Annotated in this window: 24 protein-coding genes and 1 pseudogene; 11 read left to right on the forward strand and 14 right to left on the reverse strand. The window is 65.6% G+C overall.

Annotated features, from left to right (window positions below; genetic code table 11):
- Positions 1–6 precede the first annotated feature (6 nt).
- From BR47_RS0115970 to BR47_RS32665, 4 genes and pseudogenes are all read right to left on the reverse strand, one after another.
- Positions 7–954, reverse strand: a complete 948-nt coding sequence (locus BR47_RS0115970; RefSeq protein WP_231506720.1) for an alpha/beta fold hydrolase — start codon at positions 952–954, stop codon at positions 7–9.
- Between the two features lie 94 nt (positions 955–1,048).
- The gene (locus BR47_RS0115975) at positions 1,049–1,681 is read right to left on the reverse strand and encodes a TetR/AcrR family transcriptional regulator (protein WP_020099796.1); all 633 of its coding nucleotides are present in this window, start codon (positions 1,679–1,681) and stop codon (positions 1,049–1,051) included.
- Entirely contained in the window at positions 1,678–3,432 is a 1,755-nt protein-coding gene (locus tag BR47_RS0115980) for an N-acyl-D-amino-acid deacylase family protein (protein ID WP_029120128.1), read from the reverse strand. Before BR47_RS0115980 ends, BR47_RS0115975 begins: the two co-directional genes overlap by 4 nt.
- Before the next feature lie 271 nt (positions 3,433–3,703).
- Positions 3,704–3,928: pseudogene (locus BR47_RS32665) on the reverse strand (ATP/GTP-binding protein); the annotation flags it as partial.
- Between the two features lie 465 nt (positions 3,929–4,393).
- On the opposite strand from BR47_RS32665, the gene BR47_RS0115995 reads away from it, so the two are divergent.
- Together BR47_RS0115995 and BR47_RS30685 are read left to right on the forward strand one after the other, a co-directional pair.
- On the forward strand, positions 4,394–5,620 hold the full coding sequence (locus BR47_RS0115995; protein ID WP_029120129.1) for an MCE family protein: 1,227 nt from the start codon (positions 4,394–4,396) through the stop codon (positions 5,618–5,620).
- A gap of 331 nt (positions 5,621–5,951) precedes the next feature.
- Positions 5,952–6,929 carry a VldE C-terminal domain-containing protein gene (locus tag BR47_RS30685; RefSeq protein WP_020099792.1) on the forward strand — a complete coding sequence of 326 codons (978 nt, stop codon included), beginning with the start codon at positions 5,952–5,954 and terminating at the stop codon, positions 6,927–6,929.
- Between the two features lie 87 nt (positions 6,930–7,016).
- Here BR47_RS30685 and BR47_RS0116005 read toward each other — a convergent pair whose 3' ends face one another.
- Positions 7,017–8,225 carry a benzoate/H(+) symporter BenE family transporter gene (locus BR47_RS0116005; RefSeq protein ID WP_029120130.1) on the reverse strand — a complete coding sequence of 403 codons (1,209 nt, stop codon included), beginning with the start codon at positions 8,223–8,225 and terminating at the stop codon, positions 7,017–7,019.
- Between the two features lie 55 nt (positions 8,226–8,280).
- On the opposite strand from BR47_RS0116005, the gene BR47_RS0116010 reads away from it, so the two are divergent.
- Positions 8,281–8,796 (forward strand): XRE family transcriptional regulator, encoded by a 516-nt coding sequence (locus tag BR47_RS0116010; RefSeq protein WP_029104826.1) that lies wholly within the window; start codon positions 8,281–8,283, stop codon positions 8,794–8,796.
- A gap of 28 nt (positions 8,797–8,824) precedes the next feature.
- On the opposite strand, the gene BR47_RS0116015 is transcribed toward BR47_RS0116010, so the two are convergent.
- Together BR47_RS0116015 and BR47_RS0116020 are read right to left on the reverse strand one after the other, a co-directional pair.
- Entirely contained in the window at positions 8,825–9,664 is an 840-nt protein-coding gene (locus tag BR47_RS0116015) for an SDR family NAD(P)-dependent oxidoreductase (protein ID WP_029120131.1), read from the reverse strand.
- On the reverse strand, positions 9,661–9,999 hold the full coding sequence (locus BR47_RS0116020; protein WP_029120132.1) for a hypothetical protein: 339 nt from the start codon (positions 9,997–9,999) through the stop codon (positions 9,661–9,663). Before BR47_RS0116020 ends, BR47_RS0116015 begins: the two co-directional genes overlap by 4 nt.
- Before the next feature lie 129 nt (positions 10,000–10,128).
- Between BR47_RS0116020 and BR47_RS0116025 the strand changes: the two genes are divergently transcribed.
- Positions 10,129–10,956 (forward strand): MerR family transcriptional regulator, encoded by an 828-nt coding sequence (locus tag BR47_RS0116025; RefSeq protein WP_029120133.1) that lies wholly within the window; start codon positions 10,129–10,131, stop codon positions 10,954–10,956.
- Between the two features lie 31 nt (positions 10,957–10,987).
- Here BR47_RS0116025 and BR47_RS30690 read toward each other — a convergent pair whose 3' ends face one another.
- Both BR47_RS30690 and BR47_RS0116035 read right to left on the reverse strand, forming a co-directional pair.
- On the reverse strand, positions 10,988–12,124 hold the full coding sequence (locus BR47_RS30690; protein WP_051634828.1) for an ABC transporter substrate-binding protein: 1,137 nt from the start codon (positions 12,122–12,124) through the stop codon (positions 10,988–10,990).
- Positions 12,125–12,129: 5 nt separating this feature from the next.
- Positions 12,130–13,155 carry an aldo/keto reductase gene (locus BR47_RS0116035; RefSeq protein WP_029120134.1) on the reverse strand — a complete coding sequence of 342 codons (1,026 nt, stop codon included), beginning with the start codon at positions 13,153–13,155 and terminating at the stop codon, positions 12,130–12,132.
- 85 nt (positions 13,156–13,240) lie between these two features.
- Here BR47_RS0116035 and BR47_RS32670 point away from each other — a divergent pair, with 85 nt between their 5' ends.
- Positions 13,241–13,771 (forward strand): TetR/AcrR family transcriptional regulator, encoded by a 531-nt coding sequence (locus BR47_RS32670; RefSeq protein WP_081831310.1) that lies wholly within the window; start codon positions 13,241–13,243, stop codon positions 13,769–13,771.
- Here the strand turns inward: BR47_RS32670 and BR47_RS0116045 are convergent.
- Together BR47_RS0116045 and BR47_RS0116050 are read right to left on the reverse strand one after the other, a co-directional pair.
- A complete protein-coding gene (locus BR47_RS0116045; protein ID WP_029120135.1) occupies positions 13,768–14,631 on the reverse strand; it encodes an arylamine N-acetyltransferase family protein in 864 nt (287 codons plus the stop codon). The genes BR47_RS32670 and BR47_RS0116045 overlap by 4 nt on opposite strands.
- A gap of 35 nt (positions 14,632–14,666) precedes the next feature.
- Positions 14,667–15,281 carry a TetR/AcrR family transcriptional regulator gene (locus BR47_RS0116050; protein WP_051634829.1) on the reverse strand — a complete coding sequence of 205 codons (615 nt, stop codon included), beginning with the start codon at positions 15,279–15,281 and terminating at the stop codon, positions 14,667–14,669.
- Positions 15,282–15,383: 102 nt separating this feature from the next.
- Between BR47_RS0116050 and BR47_RS0116055 the strand changes: the two genes are divergently transcribed.
- The gene (locus BR47_RS0116055) at positions 15,384–15,956 is read left to right on the forward strand and encodes a carboxymuconolactone decarboxylase family protein (RefSeq protein ID WP_029120137.1); all 573 of its coding nucleotides are present in this window, start codon (positions 15,384–15,386) and stop codon (positions 15,954–15,956) included.
- Positions 15,953–16,918 carry an MBL fold metallo-hydrolase gene (locus tag BR47_RS0116060; RefSeq protein WP_029120138.1) on the forward strand — a complete coding sequence of 322 codons (966 nt, stop codon included), beginning with the start codon at positions 15,953–15,955 and terminating at the stop codon, positions 16,916–16,918. Before BR47_RS0116055 ends, BR47_RS0116060 begins: the two co-directional genes overlap by 4 nt.
- 30 nt (positions 16,919–16,948) lie before the next feature.
- On the opposite strand, the gene BR47_RS33775 is transcribed toward BR47_RS0116060, so the two are convergent.
- Positions 16,949–17,920 (reverse strand): Abi-alpha family protein, encoded by a 972-nt coding sequence (locus BR47_RS33775; RefSeq protein ID WP_036427416.1) that lies wholly within the window; start codon positions 17,918–17,920, stop codon positions 16,949–16,951.
- On the reverse strand, positions 17,917–19,269 hold the full coding sequence (locus tag BR47_RS0116070) for a DUF445 domain-containing protein (protein ID WP_051634830.1): 1,353 nt from the start codon (positions 19,267–19,269) through the stop codon (positions 17,917–17,919). The genes BR47_RS33775 and BR47_RS0116070 overlap by 4 nt, the downstream gene beginning before the upstream one ends.
- 240 nt (positions 19,270–19,509) lie before the next feature.
- Between BR47_RS0116070 and BR47_RS0116075 the strand changes: the two genes are divergently transcribed.
- Genes BR47_RS0116075 through BR47_RS0116085 form a run of 3 tightly spaced genes read left to right on the forward strand, consistent with a single transcriptional unit; the run spans position 19,510 to position 20,929 of the window.
- Positions 19,510–19,866, forward strand: a complete 357-nt coding sequence (locus tag BR47_RS0116075; protein ID WP_029120139.1) for an ArsR/SmtB family transcription factor — start codon at positions 19,510–19,512, stop codon at positions 19,864–19,866.
- On the forward strand, positions 19,863–20,336 hold the full coding sequence (locus tag BR47_RS0116080; RefSeq protein WP_029120140.1) for an SRPBCC family protein: 474 nt from the start codon (positions 19,863–19,865) through the stop codon (positions 20,334–20,336). Before BR47_RS0116075 ends, BR47_RS0116080 begins: the two co-directional genes overlap by 4 nt.
- Before the next feature lie 5 nt (positions 20,337–20,341).
- Complete coding sequence (locus BR47_RS0116085; RefSeq protein WP_036427418.1) at positions 20,342–20,929, forward strand: DinB family protein; 588 nt, start codon at positions 20,342–20,344, stop codon at positions 20,927–20,929.
- A 17-nt stretch (positions 20,930–20,946) separates the two neighbouring features.
- Here BR47_RS0116085 and BR47_RS0116090 read toward each other — a convergent pair whose 3' ends face one another.
- The gene (locus BR47_RS0116090) at positions 20,947–21,456 is read right to left on the reverse strand and encodes a hypothetical protein (protein ID WP_029120142.1); all 510 of its coding nucleotides are present in this window, start codon (positions 21,454–21,456) and stop codon (positions 20,947–20,949) included.
- A 183-nt stretch (positions 21,457–21,639) separates the two neighbouring features.
- Between BR47_RS0116090 and BR47_RS0116095 the strand changes: the two genes are divergently transcribed.
- A complete protein-coding gene (locus BR47_RS0116095) occupies positions 21,640–22,077 on the forward strand; it encodes a hypothetical protein (protein ID WP_029120143.1) in 438 nt (145 codons plus the stop codon).
- The last annotated feature ends 11 nt before the right edge of the window (positions 22,078–22,088 follow it).

Raw genomic sequence — 22,088 nt, forward strand, 5'->3', positions numbered from 1 at the left:
CGACAGTCATGGCTGCCTATCGTTCTTTCTCAAGTCGGCGGTTGACAGGAACTCGCGGATGAGATCAACGACGCGATCGGGCGCCTCGATCATCGGCGAGTGCCCCACGTGTTCGAGGACCGTGGTCGTGATCGTTCGCACTGCCCGGTAGCGCGCCAGTGCGGCGTCCACGTTGTAGAAGCGGTCTTCCCGGCCGAAGATGACGAGCGCCGGCAACGCGAGATTCTCTAGCCGTACGTCCAGACCAAGCTGTTTGGTCCACACCTTCCGCAGCTTCATGGATTGGGTGAAGGCGGGGTGGTTCAGGCTGCGGGCGTCGTCGAGCCCCTGGCTTGGGTTGCGAAAGGCGGTGGCCATGTCGAAGCCCGGCGAGAATGCTCGCCGGACCACACGGTTGGTGACGAATGCGGGACCATGTTGCTGCAGGATCGGGCCGATCCAAGGGGTGTGTATCGCCCACTCGCCGGGTGGCAGTGTTCCGGTGCTCGTGTCGGGCCCTTCCCCCATCAGCACGAGGTGGGTGATGCGGGTGCTGTGCTCGGCGGTGGCCACGCCGAAGAGGCTGCCCATTGAGTGCCCAACAACCGTGACGTCGCTCAGGTTCAAGTCGCTCAGCAGACGCGCATAGAGCCGACCTTGGCTGTCGGGGTCGTAGCCGGATGTAGGTCGTGCGGAACCACCGTGCCCGAGTAGGTCGATCCGGATGATCCGGAATTCCGTTAGGCGAGCAACGATCTGGTCGAACCATGCCGTGGAGGCACCGAAGCCGTGCAGCATCAGGAGTGCGGGGCCGTCGTCGGGGCCGTCCGCTCGGACGTGCAGGTCGACGCCACCGACCGTCATGACCGTGCCCGCGCCGCCTGTCGCGGGTTCGTAGCTGGTGCGGCCGGCCAGGTTGCGAATCGGGCTGCCGATGCGCCACCGCCTGGTTGACGATGTGTTCTTGGTGGTCACGCGCTTCTCCTCGGACGGGTGTTCATGTCGCGGCGGCATGGCTAGGGCCTGTCTCTCTCGCTGTCCGGTATCCGCCCTTCGTGGTGGCGGGTCGTCAACCGGTGGTCTTGGATTGGATACCGAGCAGGCGGACAAGGACGGTCCCGATCGTGTCGGCTGGAACGCTGCCCGGATCGGCGAGCTCTTCGATGGCAAGGCCGTTGTTCAACGCCAGCATGGTGAACATGAGGGTGCGCGAGGAGATGGCTGCGTCTGCGCCCCAACCGGCGAGAGCTTCGTCGGCCAACTCGGTTAGTTGTCGGTGGTAGTCCCGGCGTTTCTCGACCCATCGCTCGCGTAGCTGCGCGTCGCGGATGGCACGAAGCCAGAACTCGGTGAACAGCAGCTGCCATTCGCGGTTGTGCTGCATCGCGGCGGTGAGCTGCTGGCCGGCTGCGTGTGCTGTTGCCTCGTTGACGACTGTCAGGTTGGCCTGGCCGAGGATTGCTCGTACCGCTGCGATGCGGCCTGTCACCTCCCGGTCGAACAGCTCGAAGAACAGGTCGTCCTTGCTCGCGAAGTTGGAATACAGCGCGCCGGTGGTGAATCCGGCGGTGGCCGCGACCTGTTGCATGGTGGCTCCGGCGAAGCCGCGTTCGGCGAACACCGTGGAGGCCGCGCGTAGGAGCCGGTCTCGGACCTCGGCGCGGGGTGTCCGCCGGGTGACGGCGGCTGGGCCCGAAATCACGCCGGTGCCTTTCCTGCGCGAAGGAAAGACCCGTAGCTTCGTGTCGTGCCGAACCCGTCGGTGAAGCGGCCGTCGCGGTAGACGACGTGGCCGCCCACGATGGTCGCGGCCACCGCGTTGTCGTTGCGGTTTACCATTCGCGAAATGCCTCCGAGCTCGGCGAGGATGGCTTCTGCGTAGTCCGCCGAGGCTTCCGAAAGCCCGGCAGGATTGATGACGACGATGTCGGCGCGGTCGCCGGGCAGGAGAGTGCCGGCGTCCAGGCCGTACCAGTCGCCGAGTTCGCCGGTGAGCCGGTGCACGGCACGTTCGAGGCTGAGGAATTCGTGGTCCGCCTCGGCAGACTCCTTGACCCGCCTGAGCAGCCGAAGACCGGTGTTGTAGAACGCCATGTTGCGCAGGTGGGCGCCGGAGTCGGCGAAACCCATTTGAATCTGAGGGTTGTCCGCAATTTTGTCGAGCACACCGGGCCGGTGATTGGCGATCGTCGTGCGCCAGCGCAAATCAGCGCCATGGGCGACCACCAGGTCAAGGAAGGCGTCAGCGGGATGGATGCCCCGCTCCAGGGCGACGCGACCGAACGACTTGCCGATCAACTCGGCATCAGGACAGCTGACGATGTCGGCGTCGAACAGGTCACGGTGCCACAGCTTGGGGCCGAACTTGTGCTCGATGTCCTTGCGGAACTGGCGGCGGTAGGCCTCGGAGTCCACGAGTTCGCCGCGCTCGACCACATCGCGCACGTTGAGAGCCGCGGCACCCGAGCCGAACTCCTCGAAAACGACCAGATCGATGCCATCGGCGTACACCTCGAACGGCACCGGCAGATGCTGCCAGCGCAAGTCCGACGCGATCACCCGGTTCAGCAACGCCGTCGCCCTGGTCATCAACCAGATCAGCCTCGGGTTGGCCTTGAGATCTGCCGCGGCGAGCATCGTGGTTTTCAAGGGCGCTCGGCCTCGACCGGCGCTCTGAGCAAAGAAGTTGCTGATCTCGGCCATGCGGGCAGCGTTAGGCGTGCACTGGTGCACGCGCCCGCGGTCGCGGAGCACGCGATTCAGTGCGCGGTACTCTCGCCAGGAGGCGTAGGTAGACGGCAGTTGGCGCGCTGGGTAGCGCACGCCGTCGAGCTTCGTGAACGAACTCCTCACGGTCGACATTCCCACGAACCCGGCGTCAAGCGCATCGGTCACCATTGCGCACATCCGGCTCAGTTCCGCGGGAGTTGGGCGTTCGTCTGGATCGGTGGCCCGATCCAGACCCATGACCGCCGCGCGGATGTCGGAGTGGCCGATGAACGCCGCGACGTTCGGCCCCAGCGGGCGAGACTCGATTGCTTCGACGTAGCCGTGTGGATCTGTCCAGGTCTGGTGTTCCTTGACCGCCGTATGGACAGCGTCCCACGGCAGGGCTTCTACGCGGGAGAACAGGTCCGCACAGTCGTCTGGCGACGCGTACACGGTGGAAAGGGAGCAGTTCCCGAAGACCACGGTCGTGACGCCGTGTCGTACCGATTCCGAGAGCCCGGGGGCAACCAATACCTCAGCGTCATAGTGCGTGTGGACATCGATCAGGCCCGGCATCACCCATTGGTCGGCAGCGTCGACGACCACCGCTCCCTCCGTCGCCAAAGGTTCCGCGCTGATCGCCGCCACCCGCCCCGCGCGTACTCCTACGTCGCGAATCGCGGGTTGAGCACCAGTTCCGTCGAAGAAGAATCCGCCCCGGATCACCAGATCGAAACCATCCACAGCGGTGCCTTTCAAGTTCGATAACAGTAATTATCCGATAATGAACGTTATCCAAGGGCGCTTGCGCCGTCAAGAAGGACCGCTGGCTGTGCCATTGAACGGAGGTCACTTGGATGACTCGGCTACACGGCCGCGCAACGTGTAGACGCTGACGTGGCTGGCGCGGGCAAGTCTGTCGATGTAGGAGGTTGCGGCTTCAGAGGCGAACGGTGCGATGGTTCGCGGGAGTCGTTGGTGCGGCCCTCGAGGCCATTGCAGGGTCGTGGCCACGTCAGCTGGCGGTGCGGGCCGCGGTAGTGCGGGCGGCGTAGTCGATCAGCACCGCGTCCATCCCGTCGCGAGTGATGTGTCGAGTGATGTGTTCGGTGCCGCCGAGCATCGCTTGTGTAGCCGCCGCCCGGATCAGGTGGGCCAGGCTGCCGATCATGCCGCCGGTCCGCCGGTGTAGGTAACGGGACTGGGCGACAAGGGTTCCCGGTTCGTGTCGATGCAGCCGCGGGGGTCGAAGGCACGGCAGCCGATACTTTGGGTGGGGAAAGGTATTGCCCGACTGGTCATTTCGGAAACCGCCACCATCCATCGGACACCGTTCGGCAAATCGTGGCAGACCACTGCCACGGGTGGCGTGCACCCGCCAACGAAGTCTCGACGGAGATTGAACCGAGTCCCGATACGGAAATAGTCGTGCGGGAAAGTGATTCAGCATGGCGGCGGCGATCGTTGGAAGCTCAGGCAGCTCGCGTGCAGTTCCTTGCGGTTCCCGCCGGCCTTGGTCTGCGTGACGGCTGACACGTCGGTCGGCCTCATGTGAGCCCGAACACCATGCAGGCGAACAGGTTTCGACAAGCACTCGATGCAGCGTTTAATGACAGGGCGTTTGGCGTAGCGGACCAGCAAAGGGGTTGGTGCAGTGGCGGGTCCCGACTCGGGGAGCGACCTCGATGGATTGCCGCCGCCGCCAATCGCCGAGGGGCAGGTCCATGCCCCGCTGAACCCCGACCGTAGCCCGCCGTACCAGGCGGCAGCGGTTGGGCTGGTGCTGTTCTTTGTGTTGGTGCTGGCGCTGACGTGGTCCCAATTCCGAGGCTATTTCGACACCAAGGCCCAGCTGTTCGTGGTGTACAACCGGTCCGGGTTGTCGATGGATCCTGGTTCCAAGGTCACCTTCAACGGGGTGCCGATCGGTCGGTTGCAGGCCGCTGAGGCCCAGTCTGGGAATGATGGCCGGGCTCAAGCCAAACTTGTTCTCAGCGTTGATCCGCAGTACTTGGACCTGTTGCCCGGCAACGTGGACGTCAAGCTGTTGGCCACCACCGCGTTCGGCAACAAGTACATCTCGTTCACCTCGCCGGCTAACCCGTCGCCACAGCGCCTCAAGAGTGGTGACGTAATCGACGCCAGTGGCGTCACCACTGAGTTCAATACGCTGTTCGAGACCATCACCGCGATCTCCGGGCAGGTGGACCCGGTCAAGCTCAACCAAATTCTGACCGCCGCGGCTCAGGCTCTCGACGGGCTGGGGGACAAGTTCGGACAGTCCTTGGTCAACGGCAACGACATCTTGGGTGACATCAACGCGCGGATGCCCGCATTGCGGCATGACATCAAGGCCTTGGCCGACCTATCGCAGTTGTACGCCAACGCATCCCCGGATCTGTGGGACGGCCTGGCGAACGCGGTCACGACGGCCCGCACCTTCAATGATCAGCGCGGCAACCTGGACCAAGCGTTGGTCGCCGCGGTCGGGTTCGGCAACACCGGCGGCGACATCTTGGAGCGAGGTGGTCCGTACCTGACCCGGGGCGCCGAGGACTTGCTGCCGACGACCCGGTTGCTGGACAAGTACAGCCCCGAGTTGGACTGTCTGTTCCGCGGTTTCGCCTCCGGTGCGCCGGCCGCGGCCAAGGGCCTCGGCGGTAACGGTTACTCGCTGGCCATGCACATGGAACTGGTCGGCACCGCCAACGCCTATGTCTACCCAGACAACCTGCCTCGGATCAACGCCTCCGGCGGTCCGATGGGTCGCCCGGGTTGCTGGACGGTCACCAAGGACATCTGGCCGATGCCGTACATGGTGATGGACACCGGCGCGTCGATCGCGCCGTACAACCACTTCGGCTTGGGCTCGCCGTTCGCGTCCGAATACATCTGGGGACGTCAAGACGGGCCGAGCACCATCAACCCATGACCCAGGCGCCGCCCGATGGCGAGGTGGCACAGCCTGATCAGGACGCAGGCGCGGTCCAGAGTGTTCCCGCCCCAGAAGAACTACGGGTACATACTCCTTCGCAGTCGAGAAAGGCGTGCGACCGGTGTTCGGAAGGTGCATCACCGCGGGTCAGGACCATCGGCAGATGTCAGGGAATTTGAGACCCTGCATCTTGACGGGCCACACCGGCAGTCGTCGGGCCCGTGGTTGGACAGCGTAGGCGTCACTTTTGTAGCCTCCTCGACAACTAAGGCACACGGACAGTCGATTCGACGGAGCAGACGTCGACAGCGTCGAAGGATGCGCAGACTTGAAGGTTCACTCACCGCTTCTGGCGAAGGACGCCGTCCATAAGCCGGTGGTCGGTGCCGTCGCAGGACTGGTGGCCTTGAGCGTGGTGTGGGGTGGCGTGGCATACGCCGACCCGCCCCAGGACGGCTTGGCACAGCTCAACGAGCTGTCCCGCCAGGTCGAGCAGCTGTCCGACACCATCCGCAATGCGCAGCCGGATCTCGACGCGAAGCTGCAGTCGCTGAGCCGGGCAGACAAGAAGCACTCCGACGATCTCGCCGGCCTCGAGGCGACCAAAGCCCAGCTGAACACCTACCAGCAGGACGTTGACCAGTATGCCGCTGCGGCCTACATGGGCGGGCGAACCGACGGCGTCAGCGCCATTCTGACCGCGTCGTCGCCCGCGAACCTGATCGACACCCTGGCTGTCCAGCGGGTCGTGGCTACCGAGATCTCCGCGCAGATGCGGGGCTTCCGTCAGGCCTACCAAGAGGCGCAGGCCAGCGAGGAGGCCTCGGCAAAGTCCGCGGCTGAGGCGAAGGCGGCCGTCGACGCGGCAGCTGCGGTCCGCGCGGACTTGCAGAACATGCGGGCTCGGCTGCGCAAGCAGATGGCCGCTGTCAGCGCGAGCTATGCTGCGTTGCCCCCGGCCCAGCAGGCGGGAGTGGTCCTCCCGACGGCAGCCGTCACGGCAGCGTTGGGCCCGATCGCGCCGATCCCCACGGTCGGGATGAGCGGTTTGGTCCCCAATGCGAGGGCGATCGTGGATTACATCATGGCCACCTACCCCGGCGTGAAGTCGATTGGTGGCGTGCGCGCGGATCGGCTTCCCGACCACCCGAGCGGGCATGCGGTGGACATCATGATCGGCTCGGACATGGGTCTCGGGGACGAGATAAAAGCCGATCTCGAAAGTCAGGCCGGACGCTTCGGCATCTCCTACACAATGTGGCGGGTGGCTGCCCACTTCGACCACGTCCACGTGACCGTCTCCTGACGATCCGACTATCGACCGCGTCGAACCGCGCGGTGGTGAAGCCGCGGGTCTCCAATATGGCGCGGTAGTTCTCAGCAGCTGCAGGACCTACCGTCCCGGTGTCGATGGTTCCGGGGCAGGGGCGGGTTCGGGCGCCGGCCTGAGCAGTCGGTGTGCGATCACGCCGATCACCAGCGCCCAGAACGCCGCACCGACACCGGCCACCGTCGTCCCCGAGGCCGCAACGATCAGCGTCACCGCTGCGGGGAGTCGCGCCGATTCGTCGGCCATCGCTCCCGCGCAGGCGCCGGCAAAAGCACTGAGCAGCGCCACACCGGCAACGGCCTGCACGACACCGGCCGGGGCGGCGAGAACAGCCGCTGTCAGTCCGGTGGAGACCAGCCCGAGCCCGCAGTACACCGCCCCCGTCGTGAACCCGGCGATCCAGCGGCGCCTGGGGTTCGGATCGGCGTCCGGTGCGGCCGCCAACGCGGCGCTGATCGCGGCCAGGTTGACGGCGTGTCCGCCGAACGGAGTCGCCAGCAAGGAACCGATCCCGGTCACCGTCAGCGCCGGCCGCCAGGGAATGCGGTAACCGAAGCCCGACATGACGGCGACGCCGGGGATGTTCTGCGCTGCCATGGTCACGATGTACAGCGGCACGGCGATGCCGGTGAGAGCTTGCAACGTGAAGCTGGGAGCCGTGACCTGCAGGTGGGGGATCCATGCAGTGGCTGCGGGCAGGGCGTGGTGTCGGACCAGCGTCACCGCGATCACGACCAGGGCGGCGCCGAACGCGGCCGGTACGGCCCAGCGGGGTCGGACCGCGACCATGATCAGCCACACCACCAGCACCGGCGCGATCGCGCCCGGATCGTGGGCCAAGGCGGTAACCGGAGCAACGCAGAGCGGCAGGAGGACCCCCGCGAGCATCGCTTGAGCGACGGGATTGGGGATGCGGGTGACCAGGCGCGCGAGCGCCGGCCAGAGCCCCGTCGCCAGCAGCAGCACCGCCGTGAGCGCGAACGCACCGACGGCCGCGGGCCATCCGCCGGCCACCGCACCGGTCGTGACCAACAGCGCCGCGCCGGGCGTCGACCACGCACTGGTGATCGGCATCCGGAACCGCCACGACAACAGCATCGATGCCGCGCCCATCGCCAAACTCACCGCCACCAGGCCCGAGGCCGCCTGTTGCGGATTTGCGCCCGCTGCCCGCAATCCCGCGAGAACCACGGCGAACGACGACGTGAAGCCGACCAGCGCGCACACCACGCCGGCACTGATCGGCACTGCCTTCGAGACGTCCTGTTCCATCCGCCCCTCCGTTCTGAATACGGAACGTTCTGTAAACGGAACGTACCATGAGGAGATGTATGCAGGAGAGGTCGGTCGCCGGTTGCGCGAGCTACGGGTGGAGCGGGGTCTGAGCCTGTCCGAGCTCGCCCGCCGAGCGGGGGTGGGCAAGGGGTCGTTGTCCGAGATCGAGTCGGGCGGTCGCAATCCCACGGTCGAGACCCTCTACGCCCTGTGTGAACCCCTGGATGTACCGCTGACCGCGCTGGTCGGCGAGACCCCGGGCGTGCATCCTGCCGCCGATGGCGGGATGCGCACGGTGCTGCTCTCGGTGCGGCACCTGCCCCGGGTGACCGTTGAGGTGTTCCGCCTGGAGTTCCCCGACGGCGCCGAGCACATCTCGCCGTCGCACGGGGTGGGCGTTCGCGAGCACCTCACGGTCGTCGACGGCAAGGTGCTGGCCGGGCCGGTCGGTGAGGAGAGCCTGGTCGAGGAAGGGGCGACGCTGAGTTGGCTGAGCGATCGCCGCCACCGGTTCGCCGCCGTCGGTGGTGCCGCTGAAGCAGTAGTGGTGATCACCACCCCGCGGTGAGGGCCGCAGAAGGAAGAAGGGCGCTCGACTAGGCAGGGAAATCCGCACTGCGAGAGAGTTTTTCGTTGGCTCGGATGTCGGCCAGGTTCTGCTTCAGCGCATCGATCACGGCGTCGTACCCGCTGTTGCCCAGGACCAGTCGGCGGGGCGGCGAGTCCTGGGCCATCGCCGCCAGCACCGCACGAGCTCCGCGGCGAGGATCGCCCGGTTGCACACCGTCCATCCCGACGAAGGTGGCCCGGACCTGCTCCAGCATGTCGTGATACTCCGGAATCGCCTCTGCGACAGGCTCGTTGGTGAAGCCGGCGTAGGCGTTGGTGCGGAACGCGCCCGGCTCGACCGTCAACACGGAGATGCCCTTCGCGGCGACCTCGTCGCGCAGCGCGTCGGTGATGGCTTCGATGGCGAACTTCGTCGCGCTGTAGTAGCCGAATCCGACCGCCGACACGAGCCCGGCGACCGAGGACACGTTGACGATCCACCCGTTTCCGCGGGCACGCATGCCCGGCAGCACTGCGCGCGTCACGGACAGCACCGCGAAGAAGTTCAGTTCGAACATCGCCCGCAGTGAGGTCTCGTCCATCCCCTCGATTGATCCGTACCAACCGCGACCCGCGTTGTTGACCAGTACATCGATACCGCCGAAGTGCTCCTCGGCGGCGCGCACCGCGCGCTGCACCTGCGCCCCATCGGTGAGTTCCAGCGGCACGACGAGAACGGCGTCACCGTACTGTTCGGCCCAGGTCGCCAGCTCCTGCGGGCGCCGGGACGTGAGCACCACGCGGTCTCCGGTCTCCAGCGCTGCCTCGGCGAAGGCCACTCCGAAGCCGCCGGGCGTGCCTCCGGTGATGAACCATCTCCTGCTCATGGCTCGATCACCAACCGGCTGATCGACGCGCCGTCGAGGGTGAAGCGGAAGTGCAGGTCGACGACCCCGCCCGGGAAGTCGCCCTCCAGGTGCTGCCCGATGTCGATGGTGGTGTCGGTGATGGTCGCGCCGGTGAACTCTGACGTGTACGTGTACTCGCCGGCCGACGCGGTCAGCCAGGCCCCGATCTCGTCACGGCCTGTGTAGTCGCGCCCCTCGTCGGTCACGACCGCATCGGCGGTGAAGGTGGCAACGGCGCGGCCGTCCTGCGGTGTGCTGAGCGCGGTCATGAACATCTTTATGTTGTCCGGGAGTGCATCCCAATCTGTGGTCATGACCCCACGGTGGAGCTTCCTGTAGGGGGAGGGTCAAGCCTGGGCCGCGATGTTGACCTTGCCCTAGGGGGAGACTGCAGGATGGCCTCAGCCGATATCGCGGGTGGCCGATCGCATGAGGAGGATGTCGTGGGCGCACAGGTTTCGATCGGTGACTTCGCCGTCATGACCAGCCTGAGCAGGAAAGCGCTACGGCACTACCACGACATCGGGATTCTCGAACCAGCTCACATCGATGCGCACACCGGCTACCGCTTCTACGACACCAGCCAGGTCGATCACGCGCACATCATCCGACGGTTCCGATCTCTCGGTATGTCCATTCCCGACATCAAGGCGCTGCTGAGCACAGACGACGCCGCGACGCGCACCGAGATCATCACGACTCATCTCGAACAGATGGAAGAGCAGCTGCAGCAGACTCGTGACACCGTTGGCGCGCTGCGCGAGTTGCTTTCTCCCGTACAGACTCCCGCCTTCGTGCAGGTGCGCCAGGAGCCGGCACTCGCCGTGTGGTCTGTCGGCGCCACCATCGAGGTATCCGAGATCGACAGCTGGTTCGCAGCGGCACTGGGGAGACTGCGGGACGCGGTCGCTGCGGCGGGCGCACCATCCGCAGTCGTGCCGGGCGGCCTCTACGACCGAGCGTTGTTCCTCGAATCACGCGGCCACGCAACTCTATTCGTGCCTGCGCCGCCATCCACGGACCCGCCGGAGGGTGTCCGCGCCGGGGTGCTACCCAAGGCCGACTACGCGGTGCTCACCCACTCCGGGGGTCACGACGAAAGCATCGACCGCAGCTACGGGACGCTGGGCATATACGCCAACGAGCATCTCATCAGTGGCCAGGGGCCGATCCGCGAGCACTACCTCGGCAGCACGCCCTCTGATCCGACAGCGTTCACCGCTACGGAAATCTGTTGGCCGATCTTCAGCACCACCCCGCCGTCAGAGTGACAGCGGCACGTGGCCAGACCGGCCCCGTCGGTCACGAGCAGTTCGCACCCGTTCCGCACAAGTGCCCTCGTAGCCTGCCTGCCGACCACGGTGTCAGACGGAACCGGCCGTCTCGAATGACGGCGACGGCGACGTCATCAACGTCCAAGCCCGAATGGTCGCTGGGCGAGAAGGCGTAGCGACCGGCAGCCGTCGTGCATGTCAGCGTTTCCATCGCGTCCCGGACGGCGTCACGGTCTTCGGTTCCCGCGGATTCGATCGCCGCCGCGATGAGTTTGGCGGCGATGTAACCGTCGACGGCGAACTGGGATGGGAGTGCGCCGTGCCGCTGCTCGAAGGGTGCGGTCAGGGCTTCGATCGTGAGCCGCAGCGTCGGTTCTGGTAGGTCCGAACCGACGCTGGTCGGCGACGTTCCGACGAGGATGCCGTCGGCGGCGGTGCGAATCGAGTTCACAAACCCCGGGCTTGCTGCCCCGATGCCCATCACCAACGGCATGCCGAGCCCGGCAGCCCGAACAGCACGCGCCAAACCTGTCGCCGGTGGACCGGTCACCCAAGCCATCAACGCCTGCGCCGAGCTCTCGGCGATCCGGCGGACTGCTGGCCCGAAATCGGCGGTGTCTACGTGGACGTACTCGACTGCGACGGCCGTAATGCCGTGACGACCGAGCATGGCTTTCTGAGCCGCCCAGGCATCCCGGTTGAACGCGCTGTCGGCATCGATGACGACAGCGACCTCGGTGATGCCGGCGCCGTTGAGGAATCGCAGCAGTTGCTCGGCCACCAGATGCCCGGGCGGTGGCGTCATGAAGACGTACCGATGCACGGGATCGACCTGCGTGTGCGCGGCACCCGTTGAGACATAAAGCAATTGGTGTTCGTCGGTATGTGGAAGGACGGCGAGGCTTGCATTGGAGAACGATGTACCGATAACCGCGACTGTTCGCAGCCCAGCCAGCCGACCGTAAGCATCGACTGCACCCTGCGGCAGGCTGCTGTCGTCTTCGACGTGCAGCTCGATACGGCGTCCGAGCACGCCGCCGGCATCGTTGAGCTGTTGCACCGCCAGCTCGGCGCCGGCCAAGTTCTCCAACCCCATGTAATTGGAGCCGGTCAGTGATGCGATCTGGCCGAGCACGAGAGGGCGCGCGGCATTGGTGGCCGTCATTGCGCTCAGCGTGGCGCCACGGTGCTGGCGTGCACCGGCGCATAGCGGTCGCCGACGATGGTTCCCGGGGCGAAAGCCGCTGAGAGGTAGGCGGATTCGTCGGCGCTCAGGGCGACGTTGGTGGCGGCGAGATTCTCGGCCACATACTCGGCGCGCTTGGTACCGGGAATCGTCACCACGGAGAAGGGGCGCGAAAGCAGCCAGGCCAACGCCAATTGGCCTGGGCGACAACTTTTTTGATCGGCCAGCTCGTTCAGTGCGGCCACGGGAGCCAGGTTCGTCTCCAGGTTCTCCGCGGTGAAGCGCGGGTTGGTGGCGCGCAGATCACCCTTCGCAAAGGTCGCATCGGCAGCCAACGCTCCGGTGAGTGCGGAGCGGCCCAGCGGGCTGTAGGCGACCAGCGTTATCCCCAACGCAGCACACGTCTCCGCGATACCGCCCTCGATGCCGCGTTCCCACAGGGAATACTCGCTCTGCAACGCCGCTATCGGATGCACCGTCTGTGCTCGGCGCAAGGTCTCGGGCCCCACCTCGCTGAGACCGATCGCGCGGACCTTGCCCGCCTCGACCAACTCGGCCATGGCCCCGACTGTTTCCTCGATAGGGATGTGTGGATCGAGGCGATGGCAGTAATACAGGTCGATCACGTCGGTGCCGAGGCGCCGCAGACTGGCTTCGCAAGCGGCGGTTGCGTACTCGGGCCGTCCGTCGATCGCGATCCCGTCGTTGGTTTCGTTGATCCGGGCGGCGAACTTCGTGGCCAGCACCACCTCGTCGCGACGTCCGGAAATGGCCTTGCCGATCAGCTCCTCGTTGTGTCCGAACCCGCGGATCGGGACGCCCCAGGTGATGTCGGAAGCGCCGTAAACGTCTGAAGTGTCGAGGTGGTCCACGCCCAAGTCGAGCGCTGCACGGATGGTTCGTATCGACGTCGAATCGTCGGCGTTTCCGTAGCTCTGCGACATCCCCATGCAGCCGAGACCGACCGGCCGAACACGGAGTTCCGAATGGCCGATCTGCAGCCGTGCCATGCCATCAACTGTCGTCACTGTCGAACCCCTTCGCAATAAGTGATAGTTTCACTATCAGATAGTACGCCCGGAAGTGGAGTCGACGATGAGACGAGATGCGGCAGCCAACCGCAGCCGATTGGTCGCCGCTGCCGAGGACGTGTTTGCGCAGCACGGCACACAGGCGACGTTGGAGGATGTCGCACGCGCGGCCGGGACGGGTCCGGCAACGCTCTACCGACGGTTCCCCAACAAGGAAGCTCTGGTCCGCGAAGTGTTGAGCGAGTTCTTCGGGCGCCTGCTGACAGCCGCTCAGGAAGCGCACGCGGCACCTGACGACCGGTGCCTCAGCATCTTCCTCCACACCGTGGGTGCCGAACTCGTGCGCAAGAGCGGGCTGTCCGCATATCTGTGGGGCGACCTCGCGCCACAGCAACTCGTGGAGGAACTCCGGCAGCAGTCGGCAGCCTTGCTGTCGCGCGGGCAGCACTCCGGGGCGATCCGTCGGGACGTGACGACCGCAGACGTGACCGCAACGATCTGGGCGCTACGCGGCATCGTCGCGGCGGGCGGTGGCGACGAACTTTGGCGGCGACACCTCGACACCGTCCTACGCGGGTTTCATCCAGCCACCTAGAGGCGCGCTCGCATCCAGTCGACCAGACCGGCAGCGTCGTCACCGGACAACTCGACGCCGAAGGTGTCGGCCAACAAGGTTGGTACGTCCGCGATCTTGACGTCCCGTGTGGAGCATGAGCCGTCGGGATTCGTTGTGGTCCAGGTGGTTCCGTCGAGTACATGCTGGACGTCGGCGGCGAATCGCTGGACGAACGGCCGGGTGGTGAAAGGTGATCGCGGCGAGGTCGACACGAAGTGGTTGGCAACGGCGTAGTCGATCGGATACTGCGGGTCGAGCGTGAAGACGTGCCGGTCGAGCCAGCCGACCGTGCCGTCCACACTCGACCGCTGCCACAGCGTCCACTCGTCGGGGTGGAACACCTCGGTGTCGGCGCCGAGCGGTGCCCTGGACAGGCGCAACTGCCAGTCGTCTTGCTCGACCTCGTTGCCCGTGATGAGCTCGATGGGTTCGAGTGGTCCGCGGCCGAATCCGACGTCGCACAGCCAGCGGCGATCGTCGTCGAATTCGACGACGATCAGCGCGTGCGTGCGCGGGCGCTTCGTCTCCGCGCCCAGGGTGACGCGCCCGGCGAGCGCGGTGAATCGGAAGCCGAGCCGCTCCAGTGCCGCCGCGAACACCGTCACATGCTCGTAGCAGTAGCCGCCGCGTCGGTGTCGAATCATCTTGTTCTGCAAGGTATCCAGCTCGAGGACGATCGGCCGGCCGAGCATGATCTCCAGATTCTCGAACGGAATCGAGGTGGTGTGGGCGCGATGTAGAGCGGCCAGGGTCGCGGCCGTCGGGAGTCGCTCGCCATCGAAGCCGATGCGGGCGAAGTAAGCCTCAAGATCGAGTTCGTCGCCATGCCATGTGGTCACAGCCCCACGATAGTCAGAGGTCTCCGAACCTCTTCTTACGTGGGTTTGCGCGAGGCGGCCTCGACGGCCGGCAGGTAGATGAGGTCGATCAGCTCGGCGAGGGCGCTGGGCTCAATAATCTTGTGTGCAAACACTAATTCGTTGCGCATCAGCGCCAGAATGCTCGTGGCCACGCGGTCGGGAATCCTGGCCGGCCCGATCTCGGCTCGATCCCGCGCGGCGTCCAACGCGCGGCGAATCGTCTGATCCGTCTGCGCGGCCACCTTCGCCTGAAAGGTCTCCAGGGTGGCCTCGTCGGCTTCGGCGATGAGGTTGCGATAGGTGTCGAGGCCGATCTGCTGCCACTGATCGACCAGGGATTTGACCATCGTGAGGATGTCCTCGCGCAGCCCCTTGGACGACGCCACCTCGAATGGTGGGGTGCGAAGCGTCGGTAGCGCGTCGGTGACCATCTGTGCACGAGAACGGTAGCGGCGGTACAGAACTGGCTTGCCCGTCTTGGCGCGGCGGGCGACGCCTTCGAACGTGACACCGGTGTACCCGTTGTCTGTCAGCTCGGCCCAGGTGGCGTCGCGGATGGCGGACAGCAGCGCGTCGTCCCGGCGTCGGGAAACCGGCTCGGGCGGTACGGCCGCTGTTCGATTAGGCACGTTGCGTATCTTAACCGGCCGCGCTACTCTGGCGATAGGAAACGCTCCGTATCTTATGAGCGCCGCCGAACAAGACTCCTTTTGAAGCGAAGGTGAGGATTCGTGGCTGTTCAACTGCCAAACGTGGAGGACCTCGATCCCGCGCAACGCGAGGTCTATGACCTGTTTCCGGCCAACCTCTCGAGGGGTCTGGTGATGACGAGCGCGAGCGCGAAGCCGTATCTGGCCCTGGGTCTTTCGTTCCGCACGGGCGCGCTGTCGGCCGACACGCGGGAGCTGGTGATCTTGCGAGTGGGCGCGGTGACGAACGCCCCGTACGAGATTCACCACCACGTGCCCGAAGCGCGGGCCGCCGGGGTTTCGGAGCCGACGATCGACAGCGTCGTGTCAGGAGCCACCGAGTTCGGAGACCGTCGCGTCGACGTGCTCATCGGGTTCGTCGATGACCTGCTGGCACGAATCAAGGGCAGCGCGGCGAGCGCGGAGGCCATGCAGGAGTTCTTCTCCGACAACGAAATTGCCGAGGTGACGCTGCTGGTCGGTCACTACGTGATGACCGCGATGTTCATCAAGACCCTCGGCGTCGTCCCTGAAGATGAAGCCGCTGGCACCGCGAACATTCTGGCCGACGCCACTGCCAAGCTGCACGACGAACGAGCGAAGGACGAACGATGACCGACGAAATCCCTTTTGTGAAAGGCTTATTCGACCTCGGTGGGGGAGCGCATGTCTTCCTGTCCGGCAATGAAGCCCTCGGGTTGGCCAATGCCGGCCTGGTGGTGAGTGCCGGCGAAGCACTCGTCATCGACACCCTCTACGACGTGCAACACGCACGGGCCATGTGTGCACAGATGGACGAACTGACCGAGTCAGCGCCGGTGCGGTACGTCTTCAACACCCACACCGACGGTGACCACTTCTTCGGCAACCAGGTGTTCTCCGCTGATACCGAGATCATCACCACCGAAGCTGCCAGTGCCCTGATGACTCAGGAACATGCCGACCTCACCACGAAACTGCTCAACACCGATACCCAGCCGGGCGGTCCGCTGCAGGCCCTCGCGCCACTTGGCCAGCCGTTCGACTTCTCCGAGGTGCGGGTTCGGGCCGCCGACACCACCTTCAACGGTGAAAAGGCGCTGAGAGTCGGCAACATCGACGTCGAACTCCACGAGCTGGGGCCGGCGCACACCGTGGGCGACGCCGTCGCCTATCTCCCCGAGCTGGGTGTGCTGTACGCCGGAGATTTGTTGACGCACAACCCCGTTGCGGTCACCTGGTCGGGTTCGATCCCGAACTGGATCAGAGCGCTCGAGCGCATCCGCGCCTTCGGTGCCCGAAAAGTCGTCGCCGGGCACGGCCCCGTCCTGATCAGTCCCGAGATCAACGCGGCGATCGACCGCGGAATCCGATTCTGGTCCACCCTGCACAACGACGCGACGCGCCTCTACGACCAAGGTGTGCCGGTGGCCGAGGCGGTTGCTCGCATGGACATCCAGAACTACCCGGAAGCCGCTGCGACACTTCCGATCATCGTCACCGCGATCTACCACGAACGTGACCCCGGCATCCCGTACCTGGACCTGACGCAGGCCATCGAGTCCATCGCGGCGCAACTCACGCACGCCCACGGTTAGGGGCGCGCGCCGGTCAGATCGAGGCGCCGCTCACTCGATGTCGTGCGGCGCATGATGCTCGGGCAGGGCCGCGACGTCTTCGTCTTCGGACACCAGGCAGGCGCGGCAGAAGTCGACGCCGAACGGGGTGAGGTGGATCGACCGGCGGACGACCTTGTGTGCGCGCACCGAGTGCATCGCGGCCAGCACGTCCGGTTGGGCCTCGACCACCTGGTATTCGAGCGGGTCGCGTAGTTGTTCCTGCGAGAACCAGATCAGTCCCAGCCGGAACAGGTTGTTGAGGTAGGCGGGCACGTTGTCCATGTAGCGCAGGCCCGCCCGCGGGCCGATCATGTTGAGGCCCGGAGCCACCAGCCGCGAGGACACCATGCCGATGGGGCCGCCCGTGCGGACGTCGACCGCCGGCTGCGGTCCGCCGCGCAGGAGCAACAGCAGGATGCGGGCCTCGTCGGGCGCCATCTCCTCGAGGATGCGGGCGTAGGCGGGGTGGCCGCGTTCGGTGTTCCACACGTCGCGCGAGCGGGTCAGCAGGGCCTGCCCCTGAGCGCGCAGCGACTGTTCCATCTTGCGCTGGCGCTCTTCCTCTTCCTGCTGATGCGAAACGTCGTGCGTCGTCGTCACGGTTTCGGTGAGTGAGGCACTGACCTGGACGACGGCCTGCGACACCGAGACACCGTTCGAGACGGCCTTGGCCACCTCGCCGAAAACGGTGCCGGCCTGGGCAACGCCGGAGATCAGCTCGCGTGCGGTGTCGGCCGCCGATGCCGGGTCGGCGACTATCTCGAGTGCGCGACGGCCCGTTTTGAGCCCGGCAACCAGGGTCCATTCCGCCGTGCGTACCCAGGCCGTCGCGGCCAGGCGGACGAGGCCGGGCAGTGCTTCGCCGATCTCGCTCGCGGGAAGGAGCGACGAGGACGGCTCCGATGAGGGAGAGAACGTGGCGCTGAGTGGTCCCCACTGGGCGTGGCGTCGTCTGGGTGCCTGGCGTCGGTCGTCACTCATGCCACACCAAGTCCCAAGAAGATCCCGTAGTGGAGGAAGCCACCGGCAGCGCCCATGATCGCGCCGTGAGCGTAGAGCATCCACTCATCTTCCCTGATTGCCGAACGCAGCATCTCCACGAAGTCGGTCGGCGGAAGTTCTTTGGTGCGCTGGGCGATCAGCGTGCGGATTTTCCCCGATTGCGCCTTCGAGAACTCTTCGTCCTTGAAGGGCGTCAGCGTCCGGCCGACGGCCTCGGCGGCGAAGCCGGCCTTGATCGAGTCGTAGGCCTGGGCGCCGAGTGCCACCCGCGCGGCACCCCGGATGGGGCCGGCGGCCCGGTCGATGGCCGGGCCGAGCGCCGCGGCCATCATCTGGCGGGTGCGGTCGCCGCTCGGGCCGTCGATCAGGAAGTCGCCGATGCGTTCCAGCGTGATGACGTCGTCGGCGATGATTCCGGCGTACACCTCGGCGGCCTGTTCTTGCCGCCGCAGGAACAGGCCCTGGAACTTGATGCCGAAATAGCGCGTCGGCTCGGTCGGTTCGAAGATGAGCCACATGCCGAGTGCGTTGGTGATCCAGCCGACGATGACGCCGAGCGTCGGCAGCATCCACCAGGTGTGGAACCAGTGGTCGATGAACGCGACGGGGATGCCCAGCAGGAACCCGAAGATGAAGCCGAAGTTGACCATCAGGTTCAGCTCGCGCTGGCCGATGTCCTTGAAGACGCGGATAACGAGGTCAGGGTTCTTCCGAAAGTGCTCGATGACCATGATCTTGGGGTCGAGCAGCTGGTCGATGTGGATGCCGATCTCGGTGGTGATCGACCGCACCACGTCGGGTAGTTGCGACTGGACCCGCGCGACGATCGCGCGTTTGCCGACGGTCGGCAGGTCGCGCCAGAACTGGGGGTCGTTGGCGACCATCACCTCGTCGACGAGTTGCGGGATTTCAGCTTCGAAAAGCTTGACGATGTGCTCGGCGATCATGTCCGGCTCGAGCTGCTGATAGAACTCCGCGGGCGTACCGAGCTTGGCGATGGCCTTGTCAGACGCGATCGAGCCCATCTTGGCCGCGCGGGCGGGCACGATGCCCTGCCAGCCGACTCCGCCCTGCAGGATGCCCGGAATCTCTTGCAGCTTGTGCGGCAACAGCCGTGCCAGCTCGGCCATTCCCGGGATTCTGAACCCGTGGAAGTTGACGGGATAGAACAGCATGATCAGGCCGGTCCAGTTGATGAGCCAGCCGATCACCGCGGTGAACAACGGGATGCTGAGGAACGCGAACCACTCCATCGGGGTATGGATCTCGCGCAACGTCCAGTCGCGATCGACCAACCAACCCCACAATTCGTTGAACGTCGACCTCACCGCCTTTCGTCGCGCGCGCTGATCCGCAGCACCTGTGGTTTGCCACCTGTGCGTGTGCACATTAGCGGTTGCTGCGGCGCCAGGTTGTCGGACTGAGGCCACGCTTTCGCCTCGGCCCGGTATCGGTCGGACTGGACACACGCCCGGGGCGGCCTCGTCGACATCGTATTCAACCAATGGGTTGACAACGACAACCGTGACGCGCACACTTCTTCCTCAACCAAATAGTTGAGGAAGAAGATGACCGACCAGCTGTCGAAAGTATTTGCGGCGCTGAGTGATCCGCTCCGCCGCGACATCGTGGCCCGGCTGACGACGGCCGATGCGACGGTGAGCGAGCTCGCCGAACCGTATGAGGTCAGCCTGCAAGCGGTCTCCAAGCACCTCAAAGTGCTCGAGGACGCGGGGTTGGTCAGCCGGGGCCGTGCCGCACAGACCCGGCCGGTGCATTTGGAAGCGCAGGTGTTCGACCTGATGACCAAGTGGATCGAGCGCTATCAGCAGCAGGCCGAACAGCGTTACCAGCGCCTGGATGCGGTGCTGGCAGAGATGAATGACAACGAATCGAAACCGCGACGAAAGGGCAAAGCATCATGAACACCGCGCAGGCCGTGATCGAAGCCGACAAGGATGTGCCACTCATCCGCATCACCCGTGACTTCCACGCCACCCCAGCGCAATTACTGAAGGCACACACCGATCCGGAGGTGTTCGCCCGCTGGGTGGGGCCCGACGGCATGGACACCCGGATCGTGGAGTGGGACGCCCGAGACGGCGGCAGCTGGCGCTACGTCGCGGTCCGCGACGGCCAGGAGTTCGGCTTCCGTGGTTGCTTCCACACCGTCGCCGCGGACAAGATCGTCCAGACCTTCACCTTCGAGGGCATGCCCGACGACGTGTCGCTCGAGACGCTGTGGTTCGAGGATCTCGGCGACGGCCGCACCCGGTTGCACGCGCAGTCGTTGGTGGACAGCTTCGAGGGGCGTGACGCCTGGCTGGCCTCCGGGATGGAGACGGGCGTCGACCAGGGCTACGCCAAACTCGACGCACTGGTCGGCGAGCTCTGAGCGCCATGGCTGCGCTGCACGCACTCACGGCCGCCGAACGGCACCGCCACATCGCCGCCGGATTCACCGAACATGCTGCGGCTGTGCGGGATTGGTCAGCTCCCACGCCGGTGAGCGACTGGAATGCTGGCGACGTCGTCGCGCATCTGGTGGGTTGGTTCACCGATTTTCTCAGGGCGGGAGGTGTGGTGTTGCCTGTTGGTCCGCCCGTCGCGGACGACCCGCTCTCGGCGTGGGTCGCACACACCGCGGCGGTGCAAGGTCTGCTCGACGGTGACGCGGCCGACCGCGATTTCAGCCATCCGATGGCGGGTTCGCACCGGCTTGCCGACGCCATCGACCGGTTCTACACCGCCGACGTGTACATGCATACCTGGGATCTGGCCACCGCGAACGGCCGAGAATCCGGTCTGGAACCTGAATTCGCGGCGCAGATGCTCGCGGGGATGGCCGGGATCGAGGACCTGCTGCGCTCATCGGGGCAGTACGGACCACCCGTCGCGGTTGCGGACGGCGCGGGCCCGGTGGCCCGGTTGATGGGGTTCATCGGCCGGGATCCGGCCTGGTCGGGCGGTACGCGCCAAACCGTGTGAGTGGGCCCGGTCGCTCACTACTGTGCCGGTGCGGCGAAACCAGTCCAGCGCAAGCCTGTTTGAGCCTTCGCGGCCGACGGCGCCGTTGGGACAGAAGCAGCGCGACGCGATTTGGCGGCCGTTTCGCTGCGCAGGCGGCGCTCTTCACGCATGATGCGGCGGTTCAGGATTCGCTCGTCGCGGGCGGTGAGCGTGCGATCGAGTTTGGACAGCTGATCCAGCTGCAGCCAGCTCAGCCCGTCGAGATCGCCGTCGGCGTCATGACTGGCCAGGACGATGGTCCCACGCAGCAGCGGAACAGTTTTGGCGGTGAAACTCGTTGTCGCCAGCAACAGTTCGGTTGCCCTGCGATTGACGCGGCGCTGGCACCCGCGTGAGGTCGGGCTGAACCAGAAGTCGAACTGGCGGTCCGTGCTGGTGAGGCACTGGAGCCGCTGGCCCTGAATCAGATCGGTGATGTCTGCCGGCGTGTAGGCGCGGGTTTCATAAACGGCGCCGTTGATGCTGAAGTACAAAACGGTGTTCATAGCGATAACCCATTCGGCTCTTTCTACGTATGGACTCTCTGTCGACCGACGCACCCACACTGGGGGTGCTGTTATCAACGGTACCCATGTGACAATTGAGACAAACATTGATAACGCCGGGGGTGCAGGAAATATGCCCGCCGCCGCGCTAACACAGCCGCCGCCGTCGCCGATAGCACTGACATGACCCCGTTCCGCGCTGCTGGTCCGATCGTCGTCGCACTCGCTGCGCCATGGTTGTCGGTGGCTGCGGCCCAGGCCGATGCGTTCGGACAGCTCGCTGCGGTTCCCGTGGTCGCGTCCCCGACGTGCGGCGGCACCGTGAGCGCCGACGCGCAGCAGACGCCGGTCCAGATCGGTGATGCCGTCGGGCACGGCATCGGGGTCTCGATCCGCTACGACGCCGGCATCTACGACGGCTCCTGCTCCCTGACGGTGACGGCCGCCTGGCGCAATCTCGACACCGGCGCCTCCGGCCGGGGCGACATCTCCGCGGTCTCGACGATCGACGGGCACTACGGGTTCATCGGCTACGCGAACAAGAACTTCGCGACGGGTAGCGGCACGGTCGTCGTCACCCTGAGCTCGCATCCAGGTCAGGAAATGCGCATCACGGCGTAGGTGCCTCCGCG

Origin of the sequence: Mycobacterium sp. UNC410CL29Cvi84 (genome assembly GCF_000686745.1) — a bacterium.
GTDB lineage: Bacteria > Actinomycetota > Actinomycetes > Mycobacteriales > Mycobacteriaceae > Mycobacterium > Mycobacterium mucogenicum_B.